Source organism: Stenotrophomonas nematodicola (assembly GCF_009467805.1).
GTDB classification, from domain to species: domain Bacteria; phylum Pseudomonadota; class Gammaproteobacteria; order Xanthomonadales; family Xanthomonadaceae; genus Stenotrophomonas; species Stenotrophomonas nematodicola.
In genome coordinates, this window is the sequence record NZ_WIAY01000003.1 from 348,650 (window position 1) to 361,880 (window position 13,231).

At 60.8% G+C, this 13,231-nt stretch carries 17 protein-coding genes; 7 read left to right on the forward strand and 10 right to left on the reverse strand.

Going from position 1 to position 13,231, the window contains the following annotated elements; genetic code table 11:
* Positions 1–6: 6 nt before the first annotated feature.
* Entirely contained in the window at positions 7–480 is a 474-nt protein-coding gene (locus GDJ08_RS12460; protein ID WP_153164960.1) for a hypothetical protein, read from the forward strand.
* Positions 481–526: 46 nt separating this feature from the next.
* Here GDJ08_RS12460 and GDJ08_RS12465 read toward each other — a convergent pair whose 3' ends face one another.
* The gene (locus tag GDJ08_RS12465; RefSeq protein ID WP_153164961.1) at positions 527–1,669 is read right to left on the reverse strand and encodes a YncE family protein; all 1,143 of its coding nucleotides are present in this window, start codon (positions 1,667–1,669) and stop codon (positions 527–529) included.
* 291 nt (positions 1,670–1,960) lie between these two features.
* On the opposite strand from GDJ08_RS12465, the gene GDJ08_RS12470 reads away from it, so the two are divergent.
* Positions 1,961–3,484, forward strand: coding sequence for a KAP family P-loop NTPase fold protein (locus tag GDJ08_RS12470; protein ID WP_153164962.1), 1,524 nt, complete (start codon positions 1,961–1,963; stop codon positions 3,482–3,484).
* Positions 3,485–3,595: 111 nt separating this feature from the next.
* Here the strand turns inward: GDJ08_RS12470 and GDJ08_RS12475 are convergent, their stop codons facing one another.
* The 9 genes from GDJ08_RS12475 to GDJ08_RS12515 all read right to left on the reverse strand — a co-directional run bounded on the left by GDJ08_RS12475 (position 3,596) and on the right by GDJ08_RS12515 (position 9,392).
* Entirely contained in the window at positions 3,596–4,327 is a 732-nt protein-coding gene (locus tag GDJ08_RS12475) for an Imm52 family immunity protein (RefSeq protein ID WP_153164963.1), read from the reverse strand.
* A gap of 13 nt (positions 4,328–4,340) precedes the next feature.
* Positions 4,341–5,072, reverse strand: coding sequence for an Imm52 family immunity protein (locus GDJ08_RS12480; protein WP_153164964.1), 732 nt, complete (start codon positions 5,070–5,072; stop codon positions 4,341–4,343).
* A gap of 3 nt (positions 5,073–5,075) precedes the next feature.
* Positions 5,076–5,588 (reverse strand): Imm52 family immunity protein, encoded by a 513-nt coding sequence (locus GDJ08_RS12485; RefSeq protein WP_165699803.1) that lies wholly within the window; start codon positions 5,586–5,588, stop codon positions 5,076–5,078.
* Between the two features lie 229 nt (positions 5,589–5,817).
* Positions 5,818–6,519 (reverse strand): Imm52 family immunity protein, encoded by a 702-nt coding sequence (locus GDJ08_RS12490; RefSeq protein WP_165699804.1) that lies wholly within the window; start codon positions 6,517–6,519, stop codon positions 5,818–5,820.
* Between the two features lie 29 nt (positions 6,520–6,548).
* Positions 6,549–7,106: an Imm52 family immunity protein gene (locus GDJ08_RS12495; RefSeq protein ID WP_165699805.1), complete on the reverse strand. Its 558-nt coding sequence runs from the start codon at positions 7,104–7,106 to the stop codon at positions 6,549–6,551.
* A 173-nt stretch (positions 7,107–7,279) separates the two neighbouring features.
* Positions 7,280–7,981: a Tox-REase-5 domain-containing protein gene (locus GDJ08_RS12500; protein ID WP_153164968.1), complete on the reverse strand. Its 702-nt coding sequence runs from the start codon at positions 7,979–7,981 to the stop codon at positions 7,280–7,282.
* A complete protein-coding gene (locus GDJ08_RS12505) occupies positions 7,981–8,346 on the reverse strand; it encodes a hypothetical protein (RefSeq protein WP_153164969.1) in 366 nt (121 codons plus the stop codon). Before GDJ08_RS12505 ends, GDJ08_RS12500 begins: the two co-directional genes overlap by 1 nt.
* A gap of 205 nt (positions 8,347–8,551) precedes the next feature.
* On the reverse strand, positions 8,552–8,878 hold the full coding sequence (locus tag GDJ08_RS12510; RefSeq protein ID WP_153164970.1) for a hypothetical protein: 327 nt from the start codon (positions 8,876–8,878) through the stop codon (positions 8,552–8,554).
* A 199-nt stretch (positions 8,879–9,077) separates the two neighbouring features.
* Positions 9,078–9,392, reverse strand: coding sequence for a SymE family type I addiction module toxin (locus tag GDJ08_RS12515; protein ID WP_153164971.1), 315 nt, complete (start codon positions 9,390–9,392; stop codon positions 9,078–9,080).
* A 333-nt stretch (positions 9,393–9,725) separates the two neighbouring features.
* On the opposite strand from GDJ08_RS12515, the gene GDJ08_RS12520 reads away from it, so the two are divergent.
* From GDJ08_RS12520 to GDJ08_RS12540, 5 genes are all read left to right on the forward strand, one after another.
* Positions 9,726–9,932, forward strand: a complete 207-nt coding sequence (locus GDJ08_RS12520) for a hypothetical protein (RefSeq protein WP_153164972.1) — start codon at positions 9,726–9,728, stop codon at positions 9,930–9,932.
* 251 nt (positions 9,933–10,183) lie between these two features.
* Positions 10,184–10,801, forward strand: coding sequence for an HNH endonuclease (locus GDJ08_RS12525; protein ID WP_206147346.1), 618 nt, complete (start codon positions 10,184–10,186; stop codon positions 10,799–10,801).
* Between the two features lie 156 nt (positions 10,802–10,957).
* Positions 10,958–11,206 (forward strand): XRE family transcriptional regulator, encoded by a 249-nt coding sequence (locus tag GDJ08_RS12530; RefSeq protein WP_153164974.1) that lies wholly within the window; start codon positions 10,958–10,960, stop codon positions 11,204–11,206.
* 49 nt (positions 11,207–11,255) lie between these two features.
* A complete protein-coding gene (locus GDJ08_RS12535) occupies positions 11,256–12,470 on the forward strand; it encodes a DNA cytosine methyltransferase (RefSeq protein WP_153164975.1) in 1,215 nt (404 codons plus the stop codon).
* A complete protein-coding gene (locus GDJ08_RS12540) occupies positions 12,467–13,117 on the forward strand; it encodes an Eco29kI family restriction endonuclease (RefSeq protein ID WP_153164976.1) in 651 nt (216 codons plus the stop codon). The genes GDJ08_RS12535 and GDJ08_RS12540 overlap by 4 nt, the downstream gene beginning before the upstream one ends.
* Positions 13,118–13,231: the final 114 nt, after the last annotated feature.

Below are 13,231 nucleotides of genomic sequence, written 5' to 3' on the forward strand. Positions count from 1 at the left end.
GGAAACGTGCTGCCTGTAACGTCCTGGCACCTTGCATGGCTTGTCGTGTTGCCGGCGATGGCAGCGGCCACTCCGGCGCGCGTGCCGCTGGCCTGCGCCGGCGACTTCGCCCGCGCCTGGGCCGACACCGCCGCGCAACTCACCGATGGTGAACAAGCCACCACACTCGTGGATGCGCTGTTGTGCCGCCCCGACAGCGAAGGCGCGCAGGACTATCTGAGAGCGCATGGAGCGGGTGCCGCACCCGCGGGGCCAGATGCCCCCGCACGCCCTGCCAACGCGGTGCCCCTGCCCACCCTGCAGGCCACGCATGCGGAGGCGATTGCCGCCCATCTCCGCCCTGCGGAGGCGCCGGTGGCACCGGAAACCCGCGATATCCACCTGGCCGTGCGCGCGGCGGGCTGCGCGGACAGCTACCAGCTGGTCTACACCGGCCACAACGACTGGCGGCTGGCAGGCTACGTGAGCGCCTGCCATTGATGCAGGGGCGCGCAGTGACCCACTGCGCGCCCGATACCCGAAGGCGTCAGAGCGCGATGCGCGCCACGCTCTCCCGGCTGCCCTCGGCATCCTTGTCGCCGTTCTTGATGGTTACGTACAGCACGTTCTTCTTGGCATCCAGCGCCAGGCTGTTCGGATGCGTCGGCACCGAGTACGTTTTCAGCAGCTTGTAGTTATCGCTGTTGTAGGCCGTCACCGTGCCCGCTTCGCGGTTGGTCACGTACAGGCGCTTGCGCTTGGCATCCAGCAGAATGCCGAGCGGACCGGCGTCGGTGGGGATGCTGGCCAGCTCCTTGCCGGTGGCGCGATCCAGCACCAGCACACGGTTGCCCGGGTGCTTGGACGCAAAGCCCGAGCTGCTGGCCTGGTACTTGCGGATCATCGCCGAGCCCTGGTCGGTAACGAACAGGCGCTTGCCGGCGGGGTCCAGCGCGATGTTCATCGGCTGCTCGGCACTGATCGGGAAGCGCTGCTCCACCATGCCGCTGTCGGTGCCCACCACCACCAGCTCGGCCAGCAGGTTGGAGGTGTACACGCGCTTGCCCTTGGCATCCAGCGCCAGGCCCGGTGCCTTGGCATTACCCAGGCCCGGAATGGTGTCGATCACCTTCAGCGACTGCGTATCCACCACGAACAGCACGCTGCCCTCGCCCGAGTGGCCGGTCACGTACAGGCGGTTGGCCGGGCCATCCACCACCAGTTCGCGCAGGTCGTGGGTGTAGGCGGCCTTGCCATCCTTGCCCACCTTCTTCTCCATCAACTGCACAATGCCCAGCACCCTGTGCGTAGCCGTATCAAGCACGGTGACCGAGGTATCCACGGTGTTGCCGAGGTAAAGGCGGTTGTTGGCGTCGTCCAGCACCATGCCGAACGGCTTGCGCTCCAGCGGGATCTGGGCCTCAAGCTCGAGGTTGGTGGGGTCCAGCAGCAGCAGCTGCGGCTGGCCGGCGGTATCGCCGAAGCCACCGGACGAGGCCACATACACCACATCCACCTTGGGGCTGTAGGCCAGTTCATACAGGCCCTTGGCAACGGCCTTGCGCTGAGTGGCCGCTTCGGTGCTGGCCGGCGTGGCGGCCTCGCCCAGCGCAAAGGCCGACGGAGCGCACAGCGAAAGGCTGACGGCGAGGGCCAACGTGGCCGAACGGAGCAGGGAACGAGGGTGCATGCAAGCGTCCTTTGTAAAAGGCAGGAAGAGAAGTCCTTGGCTCGCACGGCCGCGTGATGCGGCCAACCCGACAGTGGAAACAGGCGGATAGGCTGGCTGACATCAGGATGGTAACAGGAAGGCGAACCCTGCCGCAGACCCCTCCCCGCTCATGCCCCGATCGACGTGGTCCGACGCCGCCGGCCGGGTGTCAGGATGCTGCAGAATCAGCGCGAGTAGCGTTCAATACCGGGTCGGCATGGCGTCTCCCGCCGACGGCGCGACCTGCACCCATCAAAGGACTGACACCTGATGAACTCACCATCCTTGAGGAAGCTCGATCTCCCTTCAATCGACCCGAACGACCCCTGGAAGGATGATGTACTCGGCCGCCAGCACTTCGGCCAGACCCTTTCGGACATGATCGAAGGGATCTCGCAGCCGTACGTGATCTCCCTGAAGGGTGAGTGGGGAAGCGGCAAGTCGGTGTTCCTCCGACGGTTGGAAGCCGAGCTGCAAGGCCGTGCACCGCGGGTCCCGGTGATCCTTGTGGACGCATGGAAGTACGACTATTACGAAGATCCCCTGTACGCACTGATTTCCGCAGTCGAGCAGCGGCTTCTTGCTGACAAAAGCACCGACGAGGCGGAGTTTTCAGCTGCCAAACAAGCCGGCGAGTGGATGTACGAGTATGCCGGCAAGATCATCGCCCCACTGGCCAAGATCGCAGGCGCCACCGCTGATGTATTTACCGCAGGCACTGCCTCCAAATTTGCAGACGGCGCCGGCGAACTGGGCCAGGCACTGTTCAACGCCAACCGGGAAAAGCGCAACGCCCACCAGAGCCTGTGCAAGGCACTTGAGGATGCCCGGGACAGGTTGCTCAGGCTCGACCGCGATGGCGTCTCCCGGTCGACGCACGGCCAGAAGGTCGTCGTCATCATCGATGAGCTTGACCGATGCCGGCCCGACTATGCCATCCGCCTCCTCGAGCGGGTCAAGCACTTCTTTGATCTACGCGGCTACCTCTTCGTGATCGCCATTGATGGTGACAACCTGCAGGAAGCCGTGAGGAGTCTGTACGGCCCGACGGTTGACGGTGAGCGCTATCTGCGCAAGTTCTTCGACCTGGAGATGTACCTGCCTGCGCCGGACAACATGTCCTTCAACCGGATGCTGCGACAGTCGTTCGGGATGCTCGACTCGGCCGATCTTCCCGATGCGGAGTGGCCAAGCGTGCTTTCAAACATCACCCAAGCGCCCCTTCTGGACGGGGATGATCGCCGTGCCCAGGCGCAACTGGAGGCGAGTGCCTACTTCGAGCACATCGCCAATGCGTTCAACCTCAAACTGAGAGACCAGGCGCAGGCCTTCTCACGCATGCACGCAGCAGTTGCAGCATTGGGAAAACGCCCAAGCTTCATGCCGATAGCAGCCGCCTTCATCGTCTGCCTTCGCTACATCGACTACCCCAGCTACGAAGCCTGGCGAACTACAGGCAAGGTGCCTGGCATCGAAGGCATGAAAGCGGATTGCGCCTGGGCCGCCGTGCTCTCCAGCTACAATCCAGTCGTGTCGCATGCCCTGAGAACATATCTGGCACTCGCTTCACAGGGATCAAAGCAGATGATAGATCAGAGCATGCGAATCGCATTCAAAGAGAATGCGGCCGCTCAGGAGGTGGTGCGCCGACTCCCCAAGGACACGGACATCTGGCCACTCCTGCTGAAAGAGTCTCATCGCGAGATATTTTCTCTGACGCAGACGTTCTTCAACGAGCATCTGCTGCACAAGGCCGTCCCTGCAATCGAGTCACCCAAGTCAATCGATCAGTGAGTGCTTCACCCTCAAATCATGTGAGCTCTCTTCCACCAGCAGGGGCTCTTGAGTGCTGCTCGATGAGACGGAAAGCGGGGTGTGCGCGCAGTGCTCACATACAGAATCCGGCTAGATGCTCGGTGTGAGCGCAGGGAGTAGATCAAGCTCGTCCAGTCGCGCCTCAGTTCCATTTACCTGCTCGACAGCTGCGTGATCGGCAAGATCCAGCACTTCTGTTGAGAGGATCAGCGTGCCGCGACCGTGCCCTTCCAAGCGCGCCGCTTGTGGTAACTGGTCGGCGGATAGCGGCTTGTCCACGTAGCCCATCCATCCCAGGAAGTCGCGGTGTGGATACACCGAGCAATCAACGCTGTAGGTGACGAGCCTGCCAGCGATCAGCGCCTGTACGTTCGTTCTTGCATAGGTCACACGCGGGTCCGAACAGAGGGCCTTTAGAAGAGACCACACCATCTGACCTGGCGACTGATACACCGCCTCTATGCGGTAGATCGCCAACGCTACTTCACCGGATGCAGGCTGCACTACCAGCGCGACCTTCCCCCGCTCCTTCCAGAGCCGCTCTGTTCCCCCGTTGGTGAGAACTAGTCCAGTACTCCCAAGCGCATGAGCACCCGGATACTCCCTGTAGAAGGACTCGTCTGCCTTTTGGATCGACAAGAGCGTCGCCGCTGCGTCCCGAAAGCCAACAGGATGATCATTTGGACCGTCCGGCAGCACCCACCACTCTTCGAAATGAGGGTGCACCGAGGCCAGTCGGTCGATCCATCCAGCTGCCTCCTGGTATGCCTCTGCCGCATCGAGGTGCATCGCGGGAAGACTGCACGTGAGTGTGATGTTCATGGTTGGAACAGCGCTAGAGACTCGAAGTGATAGCAGGGAGAAGGCCAAGCTCGGCAAGTCGGATCTCAACCCGGTTCATCTGCTCCACCGAACGGGCATTGAACAGATCTACATCTTCTGTCGCCATGATCATCGTTCCCCGCCCATGTCGTTCCACGCGGACCGCGTCAGGAACCTGGGATTCATCGACAGGTTGATCCACATAGCCCATCCAGCCCAGGAACTCTCGATGCGGGAAGACGCCGCAGCGGAGGCTGTAGAGCCGTCGCTCTCTGCCCACGGCCTGCATGATGTTGGTTTGTGCCAGCGTGATCTTCGCATCTGCTGTCAACGCTTTGAGCGATGACCAGACCAACTCCGCCGCCCTCTCCTGAGCGACCTGGAGCCTGCCGATATCAAGTCGGATCTCGCCCGGACCCGGATTGATGGCGATGGCAACACTTCCTTTCGCTGCCCATTTTTCCTCGCCCTCAGCGTTTGCAAGCAGAATCCCGTTACTCGCGGACAGTGAAACCCCTGGATACTTCGCTCGGAAGTCCCGCTCGTGCTGCACCATCAACTTGATCATGCCTTCGCGATCCTTAAACGCTATTGGTGAGCCTCTCGCATGGTTCGGCACAGACCACCACTTTCCGAATTCGCCAGTAACAGAAGAAAGACGGCTTAGGACATCTCCGGCATGTTCGTATAGGTACTTGGCCTCAAGAACCTGCGGTCTCATCTTGCATCGAATGGTTGCCTTCATGACCTACTTCAACGATCCACGCACAACAGGCAGAAGACCCAACTCAGCAAGTCCAATCTCAGTTCTGTTTGCCTGCTCAACCGCCGCGCGATCACCCAGGCCCAGGGCTTCGGTTGCAAGAATGAGCGTGCCGCGACCGTGTCGCTCTAGGCGAGCCGCCTGAGGCAGCTGGTCGGCCGCGAGTGGCGCGTCTACATACCCCATCCACCCCAGATACTCCCGGTGACGGAACACACGTCGGTCGCCGCTGTACGTCATGATGCTACCGGCCACCTTCTGCAGAACATTTGTCTGCGCGAAGGTCACACGCGAGTTGGACGTCAGGCCTTGGAGGAGGCTCCAGACCAGCGTCGTCGGCGTTGGATAGAGCTCCTGGAGGCGACCGAGTCCGAGCCTCAGGATGCCGCTGCCGGGGTGAATCGCAAGGGAGACCTTTCCACGCTTCGCCCACTCTGCGTCTGTGGCAGCATTGGTCAGGTGGATAGCGGTGTTCGCCTTCTGAATGTGGGCGACCATCGGCACTCGTTGGGCCAATGGGATGGCGTTATCTCGTGGACCTCGCGGAACCGTCCACCATGCCTCAAAGTCCGGATGTGTTCTGGCGATGCGCGCCACCCACGTGGATGCGTCCTCCCACATTTGCGCGGCGGTCAGGTCGTTGGGTGGGGAGTGGCAGACCAACGTGATGTTCACGGGTGCAGAAGCGATGGGACAGCATCGCGGCCAGCAATGAGCCCTACCGAGCTCATGACAGCCGCGGATCCGTCACAGGAAGGAGCCCAAGTTCGGCAAGCCGTATCTCGACACGGTTTACCTGCTCCACGGCCGCAGAACTGGACAGGTCCAGCAAGTCAGTGGCGAGGATGAGGGTGCCCTCGCCAAGCCGCTCCACCCGCGAGGCTTCTGGCAACTGCGCTGGCAGTAGCGCTTGATCCACGTACCCCATCCAGCCAAGGAACTCTCGATGCGGATAGACACCACGATGCATGCTGTAGACCAGCGACCTCCCATCAACACGCTCGTGAACATCCGTTTTCGCATACGTTACCCGCGAATCTGATGAAAGCGCCTTCAACAGTGACCAGACCACTTCACCCACCGGAGCGAGTACTCGCTCCGCTCCGTAGACAGAGAACGTCACCTCGCCCATTGCCGGCTGAACAGACAGGGTAATCCTCCCCCGCTTCCGCCACTGGATCTCGCTGTTGGCATTGGTGAGCACGAGGCCTGTACTTCCTCTATCTGCAAGCGTCGGAAATTCCGCACGATGCTTTGCAGTCATCGCCTTGATAAAGGAAATGATTGCGTTCAGGTCATGGAATTCGACGAAGGGAACCTTGGGTGCGTACGGAAGCTTCCACCAACGCCTTAGATCCGGATGCACCGAGGAGATCCGCGAGATGCAACGTGCAGCCTGTTCGTACACCTGAACTGGGGTGAAGCTCATGTTCGGCGTCGCACACATGAGCGTTATGTTCATAGAAGCCGTGAATCCGTAACAGGCAACAGCCCAAGTTCAGCCAGACGTATCTCCACGCGATTGGCCTGCTCTACGGCGCTTGCGTCGAACAAGTCGAGGTTCTCTGTTGCCATGATCAGCGTGCCCTCACCAGCATGTTCCATGCGGGCGGCCTCTGGAATCTGGTCGGCGGTGAGCCGCCGACTCACATAGCCCATCCAGCCCAGGAACTCTCTGTGCGGAAAGGCGCTGCAGTGGAGGCTGTAGAGCTTTCTCTCCCTGCCCCAGCCCTGCTGGACATTGGTGTTCACAAAGTTGACCCTCGAATCGTGCGCTAGTGCACGTAGTGAGGCCCATAACAGTTCAGTCGGCGAGGGAATGACCTCTTCAATACGACAGATCTCCAGCCGCACCTTTCCGGGTCCTGGATTGATGGCAAGAGAGACCCTGCCGCGCGCCAACCACTCTGCCTCGCTCGTGACGTTGGTGAGCAGGACACCACTGTTGAGTAGAGGCGACGCGTTGGGATACAGGTGCTGGAACGAGTCCTTGTTTGCCTGGATCAAGGCTGTCATCCCTACCCTATCGTCAAATGCAATTCTTGCATCGGAGGGCTTGCTCAGCATTGACCACCATTTGAGGAACGCAGGATGGGCAGATGCCAAGCGCCTTATTGTTTCGGCCGCCCGATCATACGTCTCAGATGCAGTAAGCAGCTCTGGGGCCGCCCTGCTCGTCAGTGATATGTTCATAGAACTTCACCCTGCATGTATGGGGTCAGCCGTGCGTGTTCAGGCGGAATTCCGAGTTGAAGAGCAACCTCGTAGCAGATTGCCTGCATAAAATGCCACTCGAGACTGCCCTGTGGATGCGCACCTGCTACGGCGGCATTCTGCGCTTCGAACTGAACTGGCCATGCCTCGATTTCGGGTCGCATAAACTCCTTCTTGTACGCCCCATCCGCGTTGAATACGTGTCCGTAGTTCGCCTTGGTCTCGATGACAGTGCACTTTTTGCGCCAGAACCCATCAAACGCGACCCCACCGAACATCCACTCCAACGTCGTGTACTTCCCGCCTGTGCCAAAGAAGTCCTTAAGCATCGACAGCTCGATGTTGACGATGCTGTTCGAGTTGTCTCCAGCCCTCACGTAGCCAAACCGCTCCGGCCCCGCGTGCAGATTCGCGACGTAGAGCTGGTAGTCGTAGTTGATGCGGTTGCTCTTGGCGATGTACCGCGGGGTGGGCGGCGGCCCGATCCGTCCGTTGATCAGCAGGCACTGGTCGCAGTCGGCGTCATCGGACACCTCCGAGCAATCCGCCTCGCGCGCGCGGGTGCCGGGCCGATCCTTCACGGTCTCCTTGATGCCCATCGCTGCCGCCGCTGCGGCAGCCGCTTTGCCGAGCAGCTCAAGCACTTTTCCCACGGCGGGTGCCGGCGTGGCTGCCATTACGCACCGCTCCGGGGCGTGGGCCAGCGGTGGGAGGCGGCCAGAGCCGCCAGCAGATCGGCGGCGGCCAGGTTGGGGTCGTCTGCCTGGCGAATGGCCAGGTCTACCGCCATGTCACGGTGCAGCGCACCCCCACTGCCGACGTCGGTCTTTGTCCACCGCACCAGCACCGGCAGGCGGGTGATGCCCAGCTCGTAGGCGGCGTAGGTGTAGCAGCGCTCGGTTTCGGCTGCCAAGGTGCGGTTGTCCAGGCCGATCACGCGCTCTGGCATGTCGCGGCGGATTTCATCGGCCAATCGGGGCAGGAACGTTGCGGGGTATGGCAGGCGCAACAGCGCTTCCTGTCGTGCATCCAGCGTCAGCATGTGATCTCCTCCGTGAGGCTGAAAGGCTAGCAGTGGCTCTGAGCCCGCCTATTGATGTGGCTCACAGAGAAGGCTTGCGTGGGATCACGGTTCGGGTACGGTGCACAGATTCCTAGGTGCCGAATTGCGGTACACGGGGTGAGCCCGCGGAGTGCGCGGGCTCAGCGCCGCCCCGCTGATCAGGTGAATTGAGCGCGCGGCCTCATCAGCGGGTACCAAACGGACACGCGCTCCAGCCGTGCTGACGGCGTGCCAACGCCTCGAGGTCCTGCTCGCCACTGTCCTCGTGCAGCGGCAGCTCGGGTGTGCCGGCTGTGTACTGATCGATAGCTGCTGCCTTGGCTGCGCGCTCGACCGGTTCAGCGGCTCCGGTTGCGCCGGCGGCGCTCTGGCCCGCCTGCCGCGCCACATAATCGCGCATCAGGCGTTGAAGCACCTGGGCGGCAGGGCGACGTTCGCACGCCGCTGCCTGCTGGAAGCGTGCACGCAGGCCGGCGTCCATCTCCAGTTGCATGAAGACACTCTCGTTCATGGGTTCCTCCCACTGCTGGGTAGTGAAGTTGAAGGCACGCGCGCGCCGCACCCGAGGCGCAGTGACGTATAGGTTTGTGGCGGTGCCAGCGCTGCGCGGCCGGGCCGTGTTACTCCGTGCCGCCCAAAGGCGGCGTGGCGTGCGCGGTATCCCGCTTGATGGCTGTGCTGATGCCCGCCGCGAAGGTGGGCGCTGCCGCTCAGCGGGCTTGCCGCTGCAGCTTCCTGGGGATCTTCGGGGGTACCACGACGGGCCGCTCCACCACCGTGAGGGTGATGCTGCCGTGGGTAGCCTCCACTTTCAGGAGGGCGCCGATATCGAAGCCGAGGCTGCCCAGCCAGCGGCCGCGCAGCCGGATATAGGGCACGATCTCGTTGCGGCCGTAGTCCTCGCGGGTGGCATACATCAACGAACCCACGCGGTTGGAGCGCGCTGGCCGGATGGAGGGCTTGCGCCTGGGGCGCTCGATGACGGGCGACTCGGTGACGGGCAACTCTATGAATGACGTCAGCATGTTGGACCTCCGGTATGGCGTACCCTCGTCGGGATGGCGAGGGTGTCGGGAGGTTAGAAACCGTCTGACTAGAACCGGCGGGCGTATTTCCACAGGGGGTGTTGTATTAGCCACCCTCCCGACGTGGGACGTCCAACATTGTCTAGCCAGAGGAGTTTCTACGCTCCGGTGTGCACCATGCGGGTTGGTGCGGATGTTGGGAAATCGCTTGTTTCTGTTGGCTTTGAGATGTTCGGTTGACGCCGCCTACGGGGTGGCGCAATCAACCCACCTTAGTCGCAGCCTTTGTGACGGGGTACGCGCATCCTCGCTCGCCTAGTGGGAGGACTGTGGATGAACAGAATTGACTCGGAGTGGCTCGAGGCGTTCGACGACGCCATGTTGGGCTTCTTTGCCATTGACCACGCCGATGCCGGGATGGATCAGACCGACCTGGAGCGCTACTCGGACTTGCCGGCTAGTGAGGCCGCGTTGGCGTTTGGGCACGACTACGAGCTTTGCCGAGTGGATACGTTTTGGCCCTTACAAGACTCGCCGTGAGCAGCTAACCGGCTGATTGCGTCAAGGCCACGCGATCTGCGCGATACTTAGAACCTATTGAAGCGGCGCTTCCAATAGGACGAGAGATGGCAGGCTTGAGCGATTGGACCCAAGATCAGCTGGTTGCCGCAGTGGGGGCATACCGGATGATGCAACAGAGGGCTGCGCAAGGGCTTGCGCTGAACAAGGCTCAGGTGTATCGCGAATTGGCCGAGGAACATGGGCGTACTCCGAAAGCATGGGAGTACCGGATGCAGAACATCTCGCACGTCCTCGACCAGCTACAGCAGCCGTGGCTTTCAGGCCTACGCCCAGCTGCGAATGTGGGCCCAGAGGTGACCGGCCAGTTGATCAAGCTGCTCGGGGGCACGTCGCCCGCTGAAACTCTCACGGCAACCACTGGGGACACACGTACCCAGCTTCTAGCAGAGAGGCGCTACGCCGAAGAGCTACTTGCATTTTCTCCTGCAGATGCGGAGGACCAGCGACGCAAAGTGCTCGCGACTATCGTACGCCGCCAGGGTCAGGCATCGTTCCGCGCTGCCCTGCTTGAAGCCTACTCAGGTAGGTGTGCGATGACCGGATGCAACGTCCTGGATGTGCTTGAGGCCGCACACGTGTACCCCTATCAGGGTGCAGCGACGAACTCTTTAACGAACGGGCTTCTGCTCCGGGCCGATGTTCACACCCTCTTCGACCTGTATCTCATCAGTGTGGAGCCGGAGACAAAGATTGTTCAGACGGCCCCTACTCTTCGTGACACAGAGTACGGACGGCTAGGCGGATTGAGGCTGTCACAGCCGGTTGCGGACCATCTGGCTGTGAGCGTAGAGCTTCTGCGGTGGCATCGGTCGCAGTGTGAGTGGTAGGTCGCGCCACCTTCCCTCTGCGTGCGGGAGCCTGACGGCACGGCATCGTTCTCATGCAGCGAGACTGCAGTGCCCAATAATTTGGTTCCCCCGGCTTGCCTGACTTGACGTATAGATCAATAATTGCGCTCTACGAGATCGGGATAGCCTCCTCAAGTGAACCCTCTGCAGCAACTGGGAAGCGAGATCGCCGAGAGGCGCCGTCAGCTTGGTCTGAAACAGATTGAGGTGGCCAAGCAGAGCGGCGTTACCGCTGAGTCACTCTCCCGCTTCGAACGAGGCCGCCTGCCTGAGTTCGGGAGCAGAAAGCTGATCGCGGTGCTGGCGGCGGTGGGTATGGAGATTTCTCTGGTCGAGGCGAGACCTGACCCTCCTCACAAAGACACGCCGGGACACTCGCAGTGATGTTCAGGCCCCCAACTTTGCGTTTCAACTGTATTACTGGAGTAATTTGATGAGATCGGTAGAGCTATTCGCAGGTGCCGGCGGACTGGCAATGGGCTGCGAAATTGCCGGTTTCGAGCACCTGGCCGTGGTCGAGTGGGACAAGTGGGCGTGCGATACCGTCCGCGAGAACCAGAAGCGCGACTACCCGTTGGTGCGCGGCTGGACGTTGCATGAGGGCGACGTGCGCTCGTTTGACTGGTCGTCAATCCCTCAGGACATCGAGCTGTTGGCCGGTGGACCTCCCTGCCAGCCGTTCTCGATCGGCGGCAAGCACAAGGCTCACGAAGACAACCGGGACATGTTCCCTGCTACGGTTGAGATCATTCGGCAGCTGCGCCCCAAGGCGTTCATTGTTGAGAACGTGAAGGGGCTGACACGCGCCAAGTTCGCCAACTACTTCCACTACATCCAGCTTCAACTTGAGTTCCCAGATGTGCCACCCCGCAAGGACGAGGACTGGACAGACCATCTTGCACGGCTTCAGATTGAGCGGACCTCGGGCAAGCGCAAGGGAAAGGGACTGACCTACAACGTCATCCCCACACTCGTTAACGCTGCGAACTACGGCGTTCCGCAGAAGCGTGAGCGGGTGTTTCTCATTGGATTCCGCGATGACCTCGGCGTTGAATGGTCGTTTCCGGCCGCGACACATAGTTACGAAGCCCTGCTTCATGAACAGTGGGTCACTGGTACTTACTGGAAGCGGCACGGTATCCGGCAACCTAAGATGCCTGCAAAGCTGGCAGCGAAGGTCGCTAAGCTCCAGCAATTTCGGACAATGCTCCCAACCTTGGCGTGGCGGACCGTGCGTGATGCACTACAGGGCCTGCCGGACCCCGAGAGCCGCGAGGCGAAGAAGTTTGCAAACCATGTTTTCCAGGCTGGCGCTCGCTCGTATCCCGGACACACCGGAAGCCCGCTCGATCTTCCCGCAAAAACCCTGAAAGCAGGCGGGCATGGCGTTCCGGGGGGCGAGAACATGCTGGTAAACTCTGATGGATCGATTCGCTATTTCACTATTCGTGAGAGCGCGCGCATACAGACATTTCCAGATGGATTTCAGTTCCACGGCAGTTGGTCTGAGACCATGCGCCAGCTAGGCAACGCGGTACCTGTTCTACTGGGACAAAGGGTGGCTTCTAGCGTTGCTGAGCAGCTTGCGATTGCAGGTTTGAATCAGATCGCCAAGAATGATGTACCGACCAGAAGAAAGCGCGCATGACGGCCAAGGTTATTCCTTTCAATCCCCTGGATAAAAAGAACTTGGGGGCTAGCGTCGCCGAGGCACTGCTGACTAAGGAGGTTCATCCGCTCGGAGAGCTAACTCAGTTTGAGGGTGCTGGCATCTACGCCATTTATTACACCGGAGACTTTGAAGCCTATGGGCAGGTAGCTAGGCTGAACGTCAACGGTCAGTTCATGCTGCCAATCTACGTAGGCAAAGCCATCCCCGCCGGGGCGCGTGTCGGCGGCAGCACCGAAGTGCCTGCCGGCAAAGTGCTCTTCAAACGACTCAGGGAGCACGCCGATAGCATTCGCGCAGCCAGCAACCTTCGGATCGAGGATTTCTTCTGCAGATTCCTTGTGGTCGATGACATTTGGATCCCGCTTGGCGAGTCCTTGATCATCTCTCGCTTTATGCCCGTATGGAATTCGTTGGTAGATGGGTTTGGCAACCACAATCCTGGCAAGGGACGTCATGCAGGCATGCGCCCCCGGTGGGACGTGTTGCATCCCGGGAGAGAGTGGGCCCAGCGCCTGGCCGAGCGCCCTGAAACCAGCCAGAGGGTGGCCGAGGATGCCGCTACATACCTTCGTATCCTACCAGCCTGCCTTTCTGACAAGTTTATTGAGGCAGAAGGTGAGTAGGGTGGCTTGCTGCGGCTTCATTGCTTGCCGAGTCGTCAGGCAGTGTCTTATTCACTCCCACACTGCTTACCTCACGTTGTAATATCTCGAGCAGCGACTGGCGTTCTTTCAGGG

What these genes read in the sequence shown, in the direction of transcription:
- GDJ08_RS12465 (WP_153164961.1), bottom strand. Translation starts at nt 1,669, where the DNA reads ATGCACCCTCGTTCCCTGCTCCGTTCGGCCACGTTGGCCCTCGCCGTC.
- GDJ08_RS12470 (WP_153164962.1), top strand. Translation starts at nt 1,961, where the DNA reads ATGAACTCACCATCCTTGAGGAAGCTCGATCTCCCTTCAATCGACCCG.
- GDJ08_RS12475 (WP_153164963.1), bottom strand. Translation starts at nt 4,327, where the DNA reads ATGAACATCACACTCACGTGCAGTCTTCCCGCGATGCACCTCGATGCG.
- GDJ08_RS12480 (WP_153164964.1), bottom strand. Translation starts at nt 5,072, where the DNA reads ATGAAGGCAACCATTCGATGCAAGATGAGACCGCAGGTTCTTGAGGCC.
- GDJ08_RS12485 (WP_165699803.1), bottom strand. Translation starts at nt 5,588, where the DNA reads ATGGTCGCCCACATTCAGAAGGCGAACACCGCTATCCACCTGACCAAT.
- GDJ08_RS12490 (WP_165699804.1), bottom strand. Translation starts at nt 6,519, where the DNA reads ATGAGCTTCACCCCAGTTCAGGTGTACGAACAGGCTGCACGTTGCATC.
- GDJ08_RS12495 (WP_165699805.1), bottom strand. Translation starts at nt 7,106, where the DNA reads ATGACAGCCTTGATCCAGGCAAACAAGGACTCGTTCCAGCACCTGTAT.
- GDJ08_RS12500 (WP_153164968.1), bottom strand. Translation starts at nt 7,981, where the DNA reads ATGGCAGCCACGCCGGCACCCGCCGTGGGAAAAGTGCTTGAGCTGCTC.
- GDJ08_RS12505 (WP_153164969.1), bottom strand. Translation starts at nt 8,346, where the DNA reads ATGCTGACGCTGGATGCACGACAGGAAGCGCTGTTGCGCCTGCCATAC.
- GDJ08_RS12510 (WP_153164970.1), bottom strand. Translation starts at nt 8,878, where the DNA reads ATGAACGAGAGTGTCTTCATGCAACTGGAGATGGACGCCGGCCTGCGT.
- GDJ08_RS12515 (WP_153164971.1), bottom strand. Translation starts at nt 9,392, where the DNA reads ATGCTGACGTCATTCATAGAGTTGCCCGTCACCGAGTCGCCCGTCATC.
- GDJ08_RS12520 (WP_153164972.1), top strand. Translation starts at nt 9,726, where the DNA reads ATGAACAGAATTGACTCGGAGTGGCTCGAGGCGTTCGACGACGCCATG.
- GDJ08_RS12525 (WP_206147346.1), top strand. Translation starts at nt 10,184, where the DNA reads ATGCAGAACATCTCGCACGTCCTCGACCAGCTACAGCAGCCGTGGCTT.
- GDJ08_RS12535 (WP_153164975.1), top strand. Translation starts at nt 11,256, where the DNA reads ATGAGATCGGTAGAGCTATTCGCAGGTGCCGGCGGACTGGCAATGGGC.
- GDJ08_RS12540 (WP_153164976.1), top strand. Translation starts at nt 12,467, where the DNA reads ATGACGGCCAAGGTTATTCCTTTCAATCCCCTGGATAAAAAGAACTTG.